General features: G+C 69.5%; 13 protein-coding genes. All 13 read left to right on the forward strand.

Going from position 1 to position 13,733, the window contains the following annotated elements; genetic code table 11:
- Nucleotides 1-104: 104 nt before the first annotated feature.
- The 13 genes from AB0G35_RS23945 (at nt 105) to AB0G35_RS24005 (ending at nt 13,733) form a co-directional block, all read left to right on the forward strand.
- Nucleotides 105-977 (forward strand): hypothetical protein, encoded by an 873-nt coding sequence (locus AB0G35_RS23945; RefSeq protein ID WP_360952987.1) that lies wholly within the window; start codon nt 105-107, stop codon nt 975-977.
- Nucleotides 978-1,001: 24 nt separating this feature from the next.
- Complete coding sequence (locus AB0G35_RS23950) at nt 1,002-1,295, forward strand: hypothetical protein (RefSeq protein WP_360952990.1); 294 nt, start codon at nt 1,002-1,004, stop codon at nt 1,293-1,295.
- The gene (locus AB0G35_RS23955) at nt 1,295-2,362 is read left to right on the forward strand and encodes a conjugal transfer protein (protein ID WP_360952993.1); all 1,068 of its coding nucleotides are present in this window, start codon (nt 1,295-1,297) and stop codon (nt 2,360-2,362) included. Before AB0G35_RS23950 ends, AB0G35_RS23955 begins: the two co-directional genes overlap by 1 nt.
- Complete coding sequence (locus AB0G35_RS23960) at nt 2,359-2,676, forward strand: hypothetical protein (RefSeq protein ID WP_360952996.1); 318 nt, start codon at nt 2,359-2,361, stop codon at nt 2,674-2,676. The genes AB0G35_RS23955 and AB0G35_RS23960 overlap by 4 nt, the downstream gene beginning before the upstream one ends.
- Nucleotides 2,673-3,299: a hypothetical protein gene (locus AB0G35_RS23965; protein ID WP_360952999.1), complete on the forward strand. Its 627-nt coding sequence runs from the start codon at nt 2,673-2,675 to the stop codon at nt 3,297-3,299. The genes AB0G35_RS23960 and AB0G35_RS23965 overlap by 4 nt, the downstream gene beginning before the upstream one ends.
- Nucleotides 3,299-5,827 carry an ATP-binding protein gene (locus tag AB0G35_RS23970; RefSeq protein WP_360953002.1) on the forward strand — a complete coding sequence of 843 codons (2,529 nt, stop codon included), beginning with the start codon at nt 3,299-3,301 and terminating at the stop codon, nt 5,825-5,827. Before AB0G35_RS23965 ends, AB0G35_RS23970 begins: the two co-directional genes overlap by 1 nt.
- Entirely contained in the window at nt 5,824-8,250 is a 2,427-nt protein-coding gene (locus tag AB0G35_RS23975; protein WP_360953005.1) for a hypothetical protein, read from the forward strand. The genes AB0G35_RS23970 and AB0G35_RS23975 overlap by 4 nt, the downstream gene beginning before the upstream one ends.
- Complete coding sequence (locus AB0G35_RS23980) at nt 8,247-9,224, forward strand: NlpC/P60 family protein (RefSeq protein ID WP_360953008.1); 978 nt, start codon at nt 8,247-8,249, stop codon at nt 9,222-9,224. The genes AB0G35_RS23975 and AB0G35_RS23980 overlap by 4 nt, the downstream gene beginning before the upstream one ends.
- Before the next feature lie 417 nt (nt 9,225-9,641).
- Nucleotides 9,642-10,079: a hypothetical protein gene (locus tag AB0G35_RS23985; RefSeq protein ID WP_360953011.1), complete on the forward strand. Its 438-nt coding sequence runs from the start codon at nt 9,642-9,644 to the stop codon at nt 10,077-10,079.
- A 490-nt stretch (nt 10,080-10,569) separates the two neighbouring features.
- Nucleotides 10,570-11,163, forward strand: coding sequence for a hypothetical protein (locus AB0G35_RS23990; protein ID WP_360953014.1), 594 nt, complete (start codon nt 10,570-10,572; stop codon nt 11,161-11,163).
- On the forward strand, nt 11,157-12,128 hold the full coding sequence (locus AB0G35_RS23995; RefSeq protein WP_360953017.1) for an ATP/GTP-binding protein: 972 nt from the start codon (nt 11,157-11,159) through the stop codon (nt 12,126-12,128). Before AB0G35_RS23990 ends, AB0G35_RS23995 begins: the two co-directional genes overlap by 7 nt.
- A gap of 41 nt (nt 12,129-12,169) precedes the next feature.
- The gene (locus AB0G35_RS24000; protein ID WP_360953020.1) at nt 12,170-12,859 is read left to right on the forward strand and encodes an SAF domain-containing protein; all 690 of its coding nucleotides are present in this window, start codon (nt 12,170-12,172) and stop codon (nt 12,857-12,859) included.
- Between the two features lies 1 nt (nt 12,860).
- Nucleotides 12,861-13,733: a hypothetical protein gene (locus tag AB0G35_RS24005; protein ID WP_360953023.1), complete on the forward strand. Its 873-nt coding sequence runs from the start codon at nt 12,861-12,863 to the stop codon at nt 13,731-13,733.

The following is a 13,733-nucleotide window of genomic DNA, read 5'->3' on the forward strand; positions in this document are numbered from 1 at the left end:
ATTCAATGGGCATGCCTCCCACCTGCTGTTTTAGGGCTGCGGGCATGCCTTTGGGCAGGCCCCGCTGAGGAGAGTTCACGGCACGAGCTGAAAGGAGCGGTGCCGTGAACACGACCCCCGGGATCTTCCGTCGTCTGGACGCGGAATGGGCTGAGCTGTGCGCAGACCCTGGCGTGCGAGGCGCCGTCTACGGATGGCTGATGACCGACAGCCTGGCCTTCGACGTCGCGGCCGTGACCGATTCCTGGGTACGCGCCCTCGGTCCCGAACAGCTCCTCGCCGCGCTGCGTCCGACCGGATCGGCCACCGGCGACGCCCTGACCGATGCGGTGCTGCGCGCTCTCCTCGACCGGGCGGCCGGCCATGGCCGATCGGCCATCCTGGCCGCGCGCATCGTGGTGCAGGCGATGATCCCGGCCGCGGTGCGCATCACACGCGGACAGCTCCGTCCCTTCGGTGGCCGCACCCTCGACGACGTCGGCCACATGGTCATCGCCGCGCTCTTCGAGATCGCACGCAGCGGCAAAGTCCACCAGCGCCCCGGCCGCCCGGCCGCGAACCTCGCACTCGATGCACTACGACGTGTCCTTGCCGACCTGGCCGCCGACCGCGAACCCCGCGGATCGGACCTGACCATCGCTGAAGATCTCGCCGCCCCCCTCGACCTTTTCGACCCCGCATGCGCCTGCATGGTGCGCTGCGCCGCGGTCACCGCCGGTCTCGACGAGACCCCTGCCGAGGAAGAGCTCACCACCGCGCGCCTGCAACTGCTGGAGCTGGTCCTGGACGCGATGGACGACGGCACCCTCAGCGAGGCCGACGCCCGCGCCATCGCCGGGCACTACCGCAGCACCCCAGCTCCCCTGCCCGACCGCGACGCTGCCCGTGCCGCCGGAACCAGCGTCAGCACCTGGCAGCGCCGCCGCAGCCGCGCCGTCGCGCGTCTGAAGTCCGCCACCCGATCCACCACTTCCTGAGCACCCGGCCCGAAGGAGCCAGATATGTCCACCACCCGCCCACCCGTCCGCTCGAAGGCGGCCTTGCCTCTGGACGAGGACGAGGTACGCGTCACTACCGCCCAGCGCCGGCTGATCGCTTTGGGCGCCGCTTTGGTCACCACCCCGTTCGACACTTCCGTCCACCAGCGGCTGCTGCGCTTTCTGAGCCAGGACATCGGCGCGGTGCTGGCGTCCTTGCGCACACTGCAGCAGCGGCCCGAAGCACAGCTGCGGGCCCGCATCGCCGAGCTGACCCCGGTGTCCGCGAGCGTGACCGTTGCCGGGCGGCATCGGTGATGCGGCTGCGCCGGAACAGGCCGGCCTCCGGCATCTCCCCCGAACACTCCGCCGCCGACCTCGCCTCCATCGAGGCCGTGGACACCGGATGGGCGACCACGCCGATGTCCACCGGAGCCATGGCCAACTGGACAGCAGTGGCGCGCTGGAGCGCCTGGGGCCTGCTGCTGTCCGGTCCACTTCTCGGCGGCTGGGCGCTGGCCTCTACGACGCAGCCGGTGACCGTGCCCCCACGAGCAGAGGCACCGAAGGCGCAGCCCGCATCCTCGGACGCAGTGGCGCCGTCCGGGTTCGCGGAGGTGTACGTCGCCGCCTATGTGAAGGCCGGTGACAGTGACGCGGACGCGGCGGAGCTCGCGGCGTTCTACCCGGCCGCGCGGTCCCTGTCGTGGTCGGTAAAGGGCGGATCGAAGGAGCGAGCGGAGTCGGCGTCGGCGGTCCAGGTTCGGCAGATCTCGGCCGGCTACTGGTCGGTGACGGTGGCCGCGCGGATCACCGGCTCGGCGAAGGGCTCCGACAGCGTCCGCTACTTCCAGGTACCGGTGCGGGCCACGGCCGGCTCCAAAGGCGCGGCCTCGGGATGGACTGCGGCAGCGCTGCCTGCTGAGGTCGCAGCCCCGAACGGGTCCAAGGGCGCGGCTGTTGAGCTGTCGTACGGAGCAGCGCACGCGCCCCTGCCATCCGACCCTGCGGCGCAAACGGTCCAGGACTTCCTGGCTGCGTACCTGACGGGCCGGGGTGAGCTGGACCGCTACCTCTCCCCCGGTACGGAGCTACACGCGGTGCGCCCGGCTCCGTACACGGCGGTGACGGTGACGCAGATCGCCGACCACGGACAAGGGCCAGCCGAAGGTGCAGAGGCCCAAGTCCCGCCCGACGGTGTCCAGCGTCGGCTCCTGGTCGACGTCGAGGGCGACGGCAAGCACGCGAGCGGCCGGCCGATGACGTACGCGATCGAGCTGCGTGCCCGGGACGGACGGTGGGAGGTCGTCGCGCTCGAAGACGCACCCGCTCTGGCGACGTCCGACAACTCTTCTGCAGATTCTCCAGAAAGGCAGGGCTCATGAACGGGCTCATGCAGATGGCAGGAGCCATCTCCGACGCAACCACCCTCGTCAACCAGCTCAAGACCTTCTTCCTCGTGGGCGTGCTGGGGCTGATGTACGTCGTGTTCATCGTCTTTGTGTGGGGACAGACCAAGTCCGTGCTCAAGGCCGGAATCGCGGCCATCGGCGGGGCGGTGGTCCTGGCCATCGTCGCCAACATGACCGTGTTGAGGGACAAGATCGGCGAGGATCTCAAGAACCCCGGCGGCACGGCGGCCTCGGCTGCGGTCCGCGTCGTCGACCACATCGGCCCGGCCGGCGGTGACCGGCGATGAGCACCACCGCTGCGGCGCCGGAGCCCCTGATCGGCCGCTGTTACACGAAGGCACGACGACACCAGAACGTCGTGGGCACCTGGCCTGGCGGCGGCCGGATCTGGGGCGGCCCCTACACATGGCCGCAGATCATCGTGGCGGCGGCCACTTTGGCGGTGCTGGTGCTCACCGCCGGGCTGTGGGCGCATCACGGCCTGCTCGACGCCCTGCCGTTGCTCGGTGTGCCCTACGCGCTGGCACTGGTGGTGGGGCGGGTGCACGTCGATGGCCGCAACCCCTTCGCGGTGGCAGCCAGTGTCCTTGGTCTGGCGGTGAGCGGATCGTCCGGTCGGATGGACGGCCGCCCCGTAGGCCGACCTCGACGCGGTGCGGCGGTCGGTGTTTGCACGCTGACCTGGCAGCCGGCCAACGACGACGCGACGGCTCAGGCAGAGGCCGGCTCCCCATCCGCCACGCCAGTGCACGCCGTTGCCGCGTCCGACGCCCCGGAGATCACCACGGCCGCCGGGCGGCCGGTGGCCGACGCGCCCGTGGTGCGGGTGACGTCGGGCGTGGGCGCGCTGCTCGCCGCCCGCACTGCAGGCCAGATCACCACGACGACCAACAACGAGCGGGGGAAGTAATGCGGATTCCCGTCCGGCACATCGCCGGAAATGTCATCTGGACCCGTCACGGCACCTGCTGGGCGCTGTGGCGGGTGGAGGGAAGCGGGCACGCCCAGTCCTCCCGCACCGTCAAGGAGCGGCGGCTGCGCGCGTTGGAGACTTTGGTCAAGCAGCTGCACGGCGAGTCGATGATGCTGTCCTTGTGCCCGCAGGTCGACCCGGCCTCGGTGGTGCGCAAAATGACCGACGGCGTCGACCTGGCCGCGAGCGAGCGCTACGAACAGCTGGCGGCGCGGGTGTGGGACCAGCTGGAGCGCATGGAGCTGACCAGCCGCGCGGACTGGTTGGCCGTCCCGCTTTCCGCCAGCAGCAAGAAACAGGCGGCCGGCATGGCGTTCGATGCGGCCCGCGCGGAAATGGCCCTGCAGCTGGGCCTGCTGCCGGCGCCGGTCAGCGCCCGTGAAGAAAAGCGCCGGCTGAAGCAGGCCCGTGCGCTGGCCGGGACGTGGCCCTCGACCATCGCGGTGCGGCCCGCCACCGAAGCGGAAATCCTGTGGATCTACGGGCACAGCGCCCGACGGGGAGTGCTGGAGCCTTTGCTGCCCGAACCCGAGCAGCGCACCGGCCGCAGCCGCGGAGCTGCCGCTCTGGGCCAGGTCATCCTCGCGGAGAGCAGCGCCCCCGCGGAGGCCGGACAAGAAGAAGACGACGCCGGCAAGGGCCGATTCGGGCGGCGCTGGCTTCAGGTCTCCACTGAGTGGGGCGACTCGTACCAGACGTTCCTGTCGCTGTCCGAGATGCCCGAGCGGTTCCTCTTCCCCGGCAGCGAATACCTCGCGAGCCTGGACGATTTCGGGTTTCCGGTGGACTGGGTGATGCGCCTGAAAGTCACCCCGGGTTCTGTCGCTGACGCCAAGGCGCGTCGGCAGGCCAATGAGCTGGCGAACCAGCCCGGCGAATACGAGGGCGAGGTCTCCGGCGTGCCGCCACATGTGCACGACGCCGCCGACGACGTGGAGGACTTCCGCAGTGCGGTAACCCGGACCAAGTCCGAGGTCGAGGTCCAGGCCATGGGAACGCTGTGCGTGTGGGGCACCACACCGGCAGAGGCCGAGGCCCGCGCCGCAGACCTCAAGACCCACTTCGGCGAGGCCGACTACGCCTTCACCCGCCCCGTGGGCGAGCAAGAGCGGCTGTTCTACGGGATGCTGCCGGGCGCCCGCACACCAAAGGTGATGCTGTCCTACGCGCAGGTCCTCCTCGCGAAGGACTTCGCGATGGCCGGCGCCTTCTCTGGATCGGCGCTGGGCGATGCCAAGGGGCCGCTGTACGGCCTGCAACTGGCCGGTGGCGGCACCCGGCCTGTCCTCACAGACTGGTCGCTAGGCCCGCAGAAATCGGCGTCGGCCAGCGCAGCGTTCATCGGTGAGCTCGGCGGCGGCAAGAGCGTCGCGATGAAGACCGCCGCCTACAACATCCTCGCCGCCGGCCGAAAGGTCGGGCAGCCGCAGAGCCGAGGCCGGGCGGTCATCGTCGACCGCACCCCGCAGCAAGAATGGCGCCGTTTCGCCAAGGCCTGTCCCGGCACCACCCAGGTCATCACCATCGACGACCAGGCACAGGTCTCTCTCGACCCGCTGCGCACGATCCGCGATCGGGCACAGGCGCAGCGCCGCACGGAGTCGTTTCTGACGCTGCTGCTGGGCATCGGCCCCATGAGCGACCAAGGCATCGTGCTGTCGGAGGCGATCGAGGCAACGCTGACCGGGTCAGCGCCGTCCATGGCAGCGCTGGTCAGCGAACTGCAGGCACGCGGCAAACGCGATGCGACCTCGGCCGCGGTAGCACGCAAGTTGGCCTCGGTGGCCCGCAAGGACCTGTCCCGCACCATCTTCGACCCGTCGTTGCCGGTGGTGGACACGTCGAAGGCCGACACAGTCGTCTTCGCCACCGCCAACCTGGTACTCCCCAAGGAACACGAACTCAGTGCTGACCGGCTGTCGACGCTGGAGTACGAGAAGACCTTCGGCCGGGCAGCGCTGTATCTCATTGCGGCGCTGTGCAGGGAAATCTGTTTCGCCAACCCCCACGAGTTCTGCGTAGCGGTGTGGGACGAATGCTGGTGGCTGACCTCCTCCCCCGAGGGCATGGCCCTGCTCCTGGAGTTGGTCCGCGACGGCCGCAAGCACAACGCCGGCTGCCTGGTGGGCAGCCACGACGGCGAGGACATCGGCCCGGAGGCATCTGCCACCGGGCAGGTCATCCGCGGGCTCTTCCCCAGGAAGTACCTGTTCCGGCAGACCGACGTCGCCCTCGCCAAGCGCGGCCTCGCCTTCCTCGGCCTCGACCCCGACGATGCGGACCTGGTGGAGCTGGTCACCACCGGCCTGTCCCCCATGGACGTGGCCGACGAGGTCCGCGCGCAGCGGGCCGGTGAGTGCCTGCACCGGGACCTTTACGGCCGGATCGGTGGGATGCAGATCGTCATTCCGGCCGACCCCGAGGCTGCTGCCGCGATTCACTCCGACCCGGCGCTCGCAGCATGAGGTGGCTGCGCCTGGCCGGGCAGACGGCATGGGTAGGGCGACGGGCAGCCTGGCAGCTGGTGTTGGTGCTGTGCACCGCGGCGGTCCTCACCACCGGGCTGGCCGCGCATGCGGCTGCAGCGCCCGCGCCCACCCCGTCGGCACCCACCAGTGCGCAGCCCAGCCCGACCGAATCCACCACTCGCGGAAAGCCGGCGCCCGGTGCAGCCGGCGGCGTGGCGTACGAGGACACCGCTCAGGGCAAGGCGGCCGCGAAGAAGGCACAGAGGGAGGCCAAGGAGTCGCTGCGCAAGAAGCTGCACCGGATGGGCATCGGCAAGGACGACCTGCTGGACAGCTTCCATGTCACCGATGAGCACGGCATCCCCGTCAGCGCGTTCAAGGTGGACTCCGAGAGCGGCGAGTGGTCCGACTGGGACCTGAAGGTCGACGAGTGGCTGACCAGCTTGTTGTTCATGTGCACCAAGTGGCTGGTGGCCTTCGCCTGCTGGCTGCTCACCTGGGCACTGGGCTTCAAGCTGGCCTCTTTGCTCCTCAAGCCGGCTCTGGCGGTATCGGATTCCCTCTACAGCAGCGTCGTGGTCCAACTCGGCTTGCCGACCCTGTTCCTCGCTTTCAGCGGCACCGTCGCGGCGTGGCACCTCTTTTTCGGTGACCGCTCGCGCGGCTGGGGTGAGCTCACCGCGTCCCTGCTGATCTCCGCGCTCGCGGTCACCAGCCTCGCCTCGCCGCCCCAGACGCTGCTCGGCCCCGACGGCGCGGTGGGAAAGGCGCGTGACCTGGGGGTTGCCGTGGCTTCCATCGTCATGGGCAACGAGGACCCCACCGGACGGTCGACCGACGCCGTGGCCGACATCACCGCGCCGATCACCGACGAACTCGTCAACGCCTTCGTGGTGCAGCCGAGCATGGTGCTCACCTATGGCCAGACGTTTACCGACGACACCAAGGACAAGTGCGCGTCCCAGTTCACGGCCTCCCGCATCACGACAGCATTCGTCAACCAGAAGGTCGCCGAGCAGGCCAAGGCGCTCAAGGACATGCCGGGCGCCGGGGACATCCTCGCGCCCGGCATCGGCGGCAAGATCGATGATTTCGTCCGGGACAAGGCAGCGCAGTGGGGCGTGGACACCTTCGGGACCAAGCCGGACGCCAGGTTCGAGAAGGCCTGCGTCAGCGGTAACGCCAAGGAGGCGAAGAAGGCCTCCGGGGACAAGCTCGCCGGAGCCGTCTTCATGTTCCTGGCAGCGCTGCTGGTCTGCGTGCTCATCATCGGGCTCGCCGGCAGCTACCTGGCCGCCCAGGCCTGGCTCGCCGCCGAGGCGATGCTGCTGCGCTGCGCGCTGATCGTCGGCACCCTGCCGGGGCCCGGCCGGGCATGGCTGTGGTCGCGGGGCGCCGCGATCGCCCGCGGTCTGGCCCTGCTGGTCGGCCTCGTGGTGGCGCTGGGCGTTTTCGTCGTCGCGGTCACCGCCGTGGTCTCCGCGCCCGCCAAGGAGGTTCCCGGCGGCATCGTCGTCCGCTTCGTCACCGTCGACATTCTGTGCGTCGGGGCGATGATCTTCCGCAAGCGCCTGGTCAGCCGCTCGCGCCAGATGGCCGCCCGGCTCAAGACCCGCGTCGGAGCGTCCAAACTCGGCGGCGCAGCCGCCCCCTCCGACCTCGGCTCCGGTGGCCGTCGGCGCGGCACCCTGGGCAAGGTCGGTGGCGCCACGCTGATGCTCGGCCTGATGGCTGCCACCGGCGGCACCGCCGGTGTGGTCGGCGGCGGCCTGGGCCGCGCGGGCAGCGCCCGCACCGTCCGGAATCTGGCCAAGGGCGCTGGGCGTCTTGCCCGGGGCGCCGAGAAGACGGTGCGAGCGGGAGCCCGGACGGGCATGCGCGTGGGCCGCTTCGGGCTCAAGTACAGCGCCGGGCTACCGATATATGGCCCGCGGGCCGCGCACCGTGCGGTTGCCGCGGCTCAGGCTGTGCCCGGCCAGGTCACCACCGCGGCCGCCCAGCTCAGAGACCGCCTGGAGACCGCCCGGGATCTGTACGAACCGCGGGTGTACAACTTCGCTGACGAGTACTGGCGCAGCATCGGCGGCCGCTGGGTCAGCAACCGGATCCGCGCTCGTCGCGGTCTGCCTCCTGTGCTGTCTTCCCGCTGGTCGCGGCGACCGGCCGCCCCGTCTCCACGCCGCACTCCGGGCCAGCCGCTCCATCCGACGCCCGCAGCGTCGCCGCGCCGCAGCCGTCGGCCGCAGATGGTGCCGCATCGGCCGTTGACTCCGCCAGCGTCCAGCCGACAGGCGAGCCTGCAGCAGCGGTTGCACCGCATCCGTGCCCGGGGGGCCGCGGCCAACCAGCCGGCCTCGCCGCCCGTGCCGCCTCGCCGTCCCGTGCCGCCCCGTGCCAGGCAACCGAGGAGGCGGTCATGAAGCGGCCGCTCGTCGCTGCCGGTGTGGGCCTCGGCGCGGGGGCTTTCGCACTGATCGGTGTGCTGGTGCTGTTCGTAGCCGCCGTGGCCAACGGCGTTGCCGGCCACCAGCAGGAGCAGGAAGCGGCCGGAACGCAGGTCTCGGCGCGGGGTGGAGCGGTGGGTGACATCCCGCCGGCCATGCTGGCTCTCTACCGGGAGGCGGCGCCGGCCGCCTGCCGCGGGTTGGACTGGTCGGTGCTCGCCGCGGTCGGCAAGGTCGAGACCGACCACGCCCGCTCCCCCACGATGCGGTCTTCCGCAGGAGCGGTCGGGCCGATGCAGTTCCTGCCCTCCACGTTCGCGGGCTACGCGTACCCGGTACCGCCCGGCGGCGCCACCCCGCCCAGCCCCTGGGATCCGACCGACGCTGTGTTCGCCGCGGCGCGGATGTTGTGCGCGAACGGCGCCGAGTCCGGGACACAGAAAGGAATCTATCGGGCGATCTACTCCTACAACCACGCAGACTGGTACGTGCGCAAGGTCCTCAGCCAGGCGAAGGCCTACGCGGCGTCACCCAGCGCGGGGGACGGGAGCGGTGGGGCGGCTGCGGGCTCGTCCAGTGCGATCGTGCGGGCGGCGATGACGCAGCTCGGTGTCCCCTATGTATGGGGTGGCGGCGACATCCACGGCCCGACCGGCGGCGGGCTGGACTGCTCGGGGCTGACCTCCTTCGCCGTCTATAAGGGGACCGGTGGCCGCGTCGTACTGCCCCGCACCTCACAGCAGCAGCGTTTCGTCGGCGTTGCGGTCCCTCGCGATGAGATGCAGCCTGGCGACTTGATCATCTTCAACAAGGACGGCTGGGGGCATGTGGGGATTTTCGTTGGTGACAACACCATGATCAATGCGCCGCGGCCAGGCAAGGGGGTCGAGACCACCACCCTTGCCGGGTACTGGTCCCGTTACGAGTGGTCGGTACGGCGGGTGACCTGACGGCCGGGCAGGTTCCCATCACGTTCGTCCTTCGTTCCAGCGGTTTGTCGGAGATCTGGCGTCCGCACCGAGAAACTGCAGGTCACATGTCTCATCGTTCTGTCCGACGTGCGCCAAGCACCGTTTGGCCCCAAGGAATTCGACACTTCGGTGAGACAGACGGCGCCGACAATGCGATGGGACGCCGCGGAACGTCGCAGCTCTGCAGCGCGCCCTGCGGCAAGTACGGCGAGAACCTACAGGCCCGTGTAGTTCCGATTTCACTTGTCATCGCCCGGCGGTCTGGCATCGGTCGGACACAGGCGAGCGCGCAGGCCGGCTGCCCTGTCGTATGGGAGCTGTCCGATTCTCACTCGCTCTCATTCGCGTTGCCGGATTCGGAACTAAGATCATTTGCTCGTCTACAAGGGGGGAAGTTTGCGCAAGATCATCAGCGGGACGGCTCTGATCCTGACCGCGGCTCTACTGACTGGTTGTGGCAGCGACGGCGGCCCGTCGACGGCCCACAAGTCTGCGAACGTGAACGCGAAGGCGAAGCCCGACAGCGGGAGCGGTGCGATCAAGCACGAGGTCACCCTCGAAGTTCTGGGCCACGGCACATCTCAGGTGTACTACAACCTCGACACCAACAAGTTTGAGAAGGTGAAGCTTCCCTGGAAGAAGACCTCGACCGTCACCTTGACGACCGACGCCGAGAAGAGGATCGGCACAACGGTCTCCGTCGTCCCCGGCTCCGTATACAACGCCGACGGCACACTGCGCGCGGCGGCCTGCGTCATCACAGTCGACGGGAAGAAGGTCGCGGACAACAAGGGCGGCAAGTCTGACAAAATGTGCAAGTACGACGTGAAGTGAGGATTCGCGCTACGCGGATGCCCCAAGCGGCGGCAGGGCGCACACGAATTCCGTGAAGTCCATGTCGTCTGGGAATGCCGTGGACCAGCGTTCTCAGGCGACATGGCACCCCAGCAAGGCAGTAGCCCACCGGCTGCCAAATGGACTTCGACAGGACACGGCCGCCCGAGAGGCCTGTGCTTGGGTGAGGAATTCGCCAAACCGGCTGAACGAAGCCGCCGACAAAGCGGCGACCCATGCTGAAGGCCGGACGGAATCCGCGGACGAGTCGCACGGCCGGGAGGCGGGCGATATCACTTGGGCGGTATGCCGGAGTTGAGTCAACTGCCCCAGAAAACAGACTCCACGGTCTGCGAAGCGGGCGGTAAGGTGCAAGCTCGGCCACTCATATGGCCCATAACCGTCCTTGCGGTGAGCGATCAAGAAAATCGTCTCCACCGCGACAGACCCAGAAAACTGCCTGTAGTTCGAACCCTCGGGGGGAGCACGGATGCGAACCGCATCATGCCGGAGCCGCTACCGCAGCAACCTGCTCAAGAACAGCACGATCGTGCTGTTTGCCACCGGCTTTGCGGCTCTCACGGTCGTCTCGTGCAGCAGCGGTCCCGGCGGCACAGATGCCAAGCCCACGCCCTCGAAGTCTGCGTCCACGAAGCCGGCGTCGGATGACGCAGCGGCCCGCAAGGACGTTTTGGCGGCCTACTCCGGTATGCGCACCGAACAGGTCAAGGCGTACGCCGCGGGCGACGCCAACGGCACGAAACTGGAGAAGTACGCCGCAGACAAGGCCCTTGCCACGGTGGAAGGCAACCTCTTCCGCTATCGCCAGGGCGGCATCATTTTCAAAGGAAAGCCGAAGAGTTCGGCGAAGGTGACCGCGCTCAGCCTCACCACGCATCCCAAGACAGCGACTGTCACGGAGTGTTTGGACACCACGCATTGGACGCCGGTGGTGAAGTCCAGCGGCAAAGAGGCGGCCAGCGGCAATCAGCCGCGCCGCTACACAGTGACCGGCACTGTGCGCACCATCGGGAAGACCTGGATGGTCGTCGGCCTCACCGCAGACAAGGACCACCCGTGCTGAAGGCAACGGCCGCCGCTGCCGTGACGCTCGGCGTCCTGGCCGCAGCAGCCCCCGCCTACGCGGACGTCACTCCTCCTGAGGACTGCGGCGGCCTGGAGGTATGCGTCGGCGCATACGATCCGGCCAGCCCCGAGCACCACGCTCCCAAGCAGCATCACGCTGCCCGCAGCAAGGCCGGCGGCACGAAGCCGGTCTGCAAGGTGTGGGGCGACGGCCAGAACACCAGCACCGGCGACGGGCCGGGCGATGCAGCACCGCCGACCAAAGTCGAGGTTCCCTGCCAGGATTCCAACCTCGGTTCGTTCTCCGGCGGCTGCTACTACAAGCCCGCCCCCGCCCCGCCCGCCGATGATCCCGTGTGGAAGGGCCACAAGCCGGGCGACGGCGCGATCTACCAGAAGACCTGCCCGCTGGGCTCCAACAGCGACCCGTTCGGCACCAACGGCAGCGGGCTGGTGTGGATGGCCAAGCCGCCCGGCGGCGCCGCTGCCGACCCCGCCGAGCTCGCCCGTCAGGCCGTCGACAAGATGACGCTGCGCGGCGCGGACATCGGCATCGTGCCCAAGCCGGGTGGCAAGGGCGTCGTCGGCATGCCCGTCTACATGTGGACCAGGAAGAGCGCAGAGACCTACGGCCCGAACACGGCCACAGCCAGCGCCGGCGGTGTAACGGTCTCGGCCACCGCGAAGGTGTCGCGCATCGACTGGACGATGGGCGACGGGCACACCGTGACCTGCACCTCGGCAGGGACTCCCTACCGGGCGCAGTACGGCAAGAACCCCTCCCCCAACTGCGGATACCGCTACGAGCAGCCGTCCACGAGCAAGCCGTCCGGCAAGTACCACGTCACCGCGCGGTCCACCTGGACCGTCGACTGGACCGGTGGCGGCCAAAGCGGGCAGCTGACCGAGGTACGCAACAGCGCGGTGGACATCACCGTCGCCGAGGTCCAGGTCCTCAACTAACCCTCGCCCCATCGCACGCCAGCACGACCTGAGAGGCCGCCATGGAAACCCCCGCCTCGGCATCGTCCCTGCCCCGACCCGGCACCGGCCGCCCCGACATGCCCATCACCACGGCTCCGCCGGTCAAGCGGGAACGCCGCTGGTCCGTGGCTGCCCTGTGCATCGTCCTTGCGGTCCTCGCCGGTCTGGGCGCGGCCGCGGCCGTCTCGTCGGCCAGCGACCGCGCCAAGGTGCTCGCCGTCGCCCGTGACGTCCCCGCCGGCCAGGCGCTGACGGAGGCTGACCTGACCGTGGCCGAGGTCTCGGCAGATGCCGCCCTCTCCCCGGTTCCCGGCAGTCAAATGAGCCGGATTGTGGGCAAGCGCACGGCCGTTGACCTCCGCAAGGGCGGGCTGCTGACCACCTCCCAGCTCACCGCCGGCTCCGGCCTGGGGGATGACCGCCAGCAGGTCGGCGTCCAGGTCAAGCGCGGCCAGGCCCCGGACGGCACGCTGATGGCGGGTGACAAGGTCCTGGCCGTCCTGACCCCCGCCGCCGGCGACAGTGGTTCCTCCTCCAAGAGCAGCGGCCCGCCCCCCACCATCTCGGCGTCCGTCGTGTCCGTCTCTCGGCCCGATGCCACCGGCACCGTCGTCGTCAACCTCGCGGTGGAATCCACCGACGGCCCGACGCTGGCGACTCGTGCCGCCGCCGGACGCATTGCCCTGGTCCGTGAGCCGCGGAGCAGCTGACATGGCCGTCACCGCTCTCGTTTCCGCCAAGTCGTGCGGCGTCACCGCCTCCGGTCTCGCGCTGACTCTGGCGTCCCGCCGGACTTCGTTGCTCGCCGAGTGCGATCCCGCGGGCGGCACCGTACGTGCCGGGCTGCTGAGTTCGACTCCTACCCGAGGTGTTGGCCTCTACCATCTGGCGGAAGCGGAACGCACCGGCCCGGAGGTGTTCGCGCAGGCTGTGCCGTCGCATCTGGTAGGTCTCGACGGGGCTGGCCACCGCAAGGTGCTGCCCGGCCTGACCGACCCCACCCAGGCAGCGGCCCTGACGCGTACGTGGCCTGCTCTGTCCCAGGTGCTGCACATCCTCGCCGCTGATGCCGGCTATGACGTCTACATCGACGCCGGGCGCCTGGCCGTGGACGCCGGGCGCCTGCATCCCACCCTGTCCTGCGCCCCGCTGATCTACGAGGCAGACCTGGTGCTGCTGACGGTTCGCGGCACGGAGCAGTCGCTGGCCCTGGCCCGCCATCTGGTCCGGCCGCTGCGCGCCGAGCTCGATGCGCACGGTTCGGGTGCGGACGCGTTGGGGTTGCTGCTGATCGAGGGCGGCTACCGCGCCCACCAGGTCTCCGAAGCGCTTGAGGTGCCGGTCCTTGCCGCTCTTCCGTGGGACCCGGCAACGGCGGGCTATCTCACCGAAGGCGGCAGCCCGCCCCGCGGCTACGGCGGTCGCCGGAGTCCGCTGCTTCATCGTGCCCGTACCGCGACCGAGCAGATCGAGGCGGCCGCGCAGCGACGCCGCGTGCAGCGCCAGTGGCCGCGCCCGGATCATCCGCAGATGGCGGGAGTTTTGGACCGTCTGGCCGCCCAGGCCGCCGAGGGAGGAGCCTGA

It is taken from the genome of Streptomyces sp. NPDC021749 (assembly GCF_040640655.1).
Classification (GTDB): domain Bacteria; phylum Actinomycetota; class Actinomycetes; order Streptomycetales; family Streptomycetaceae; genus Streptomyces.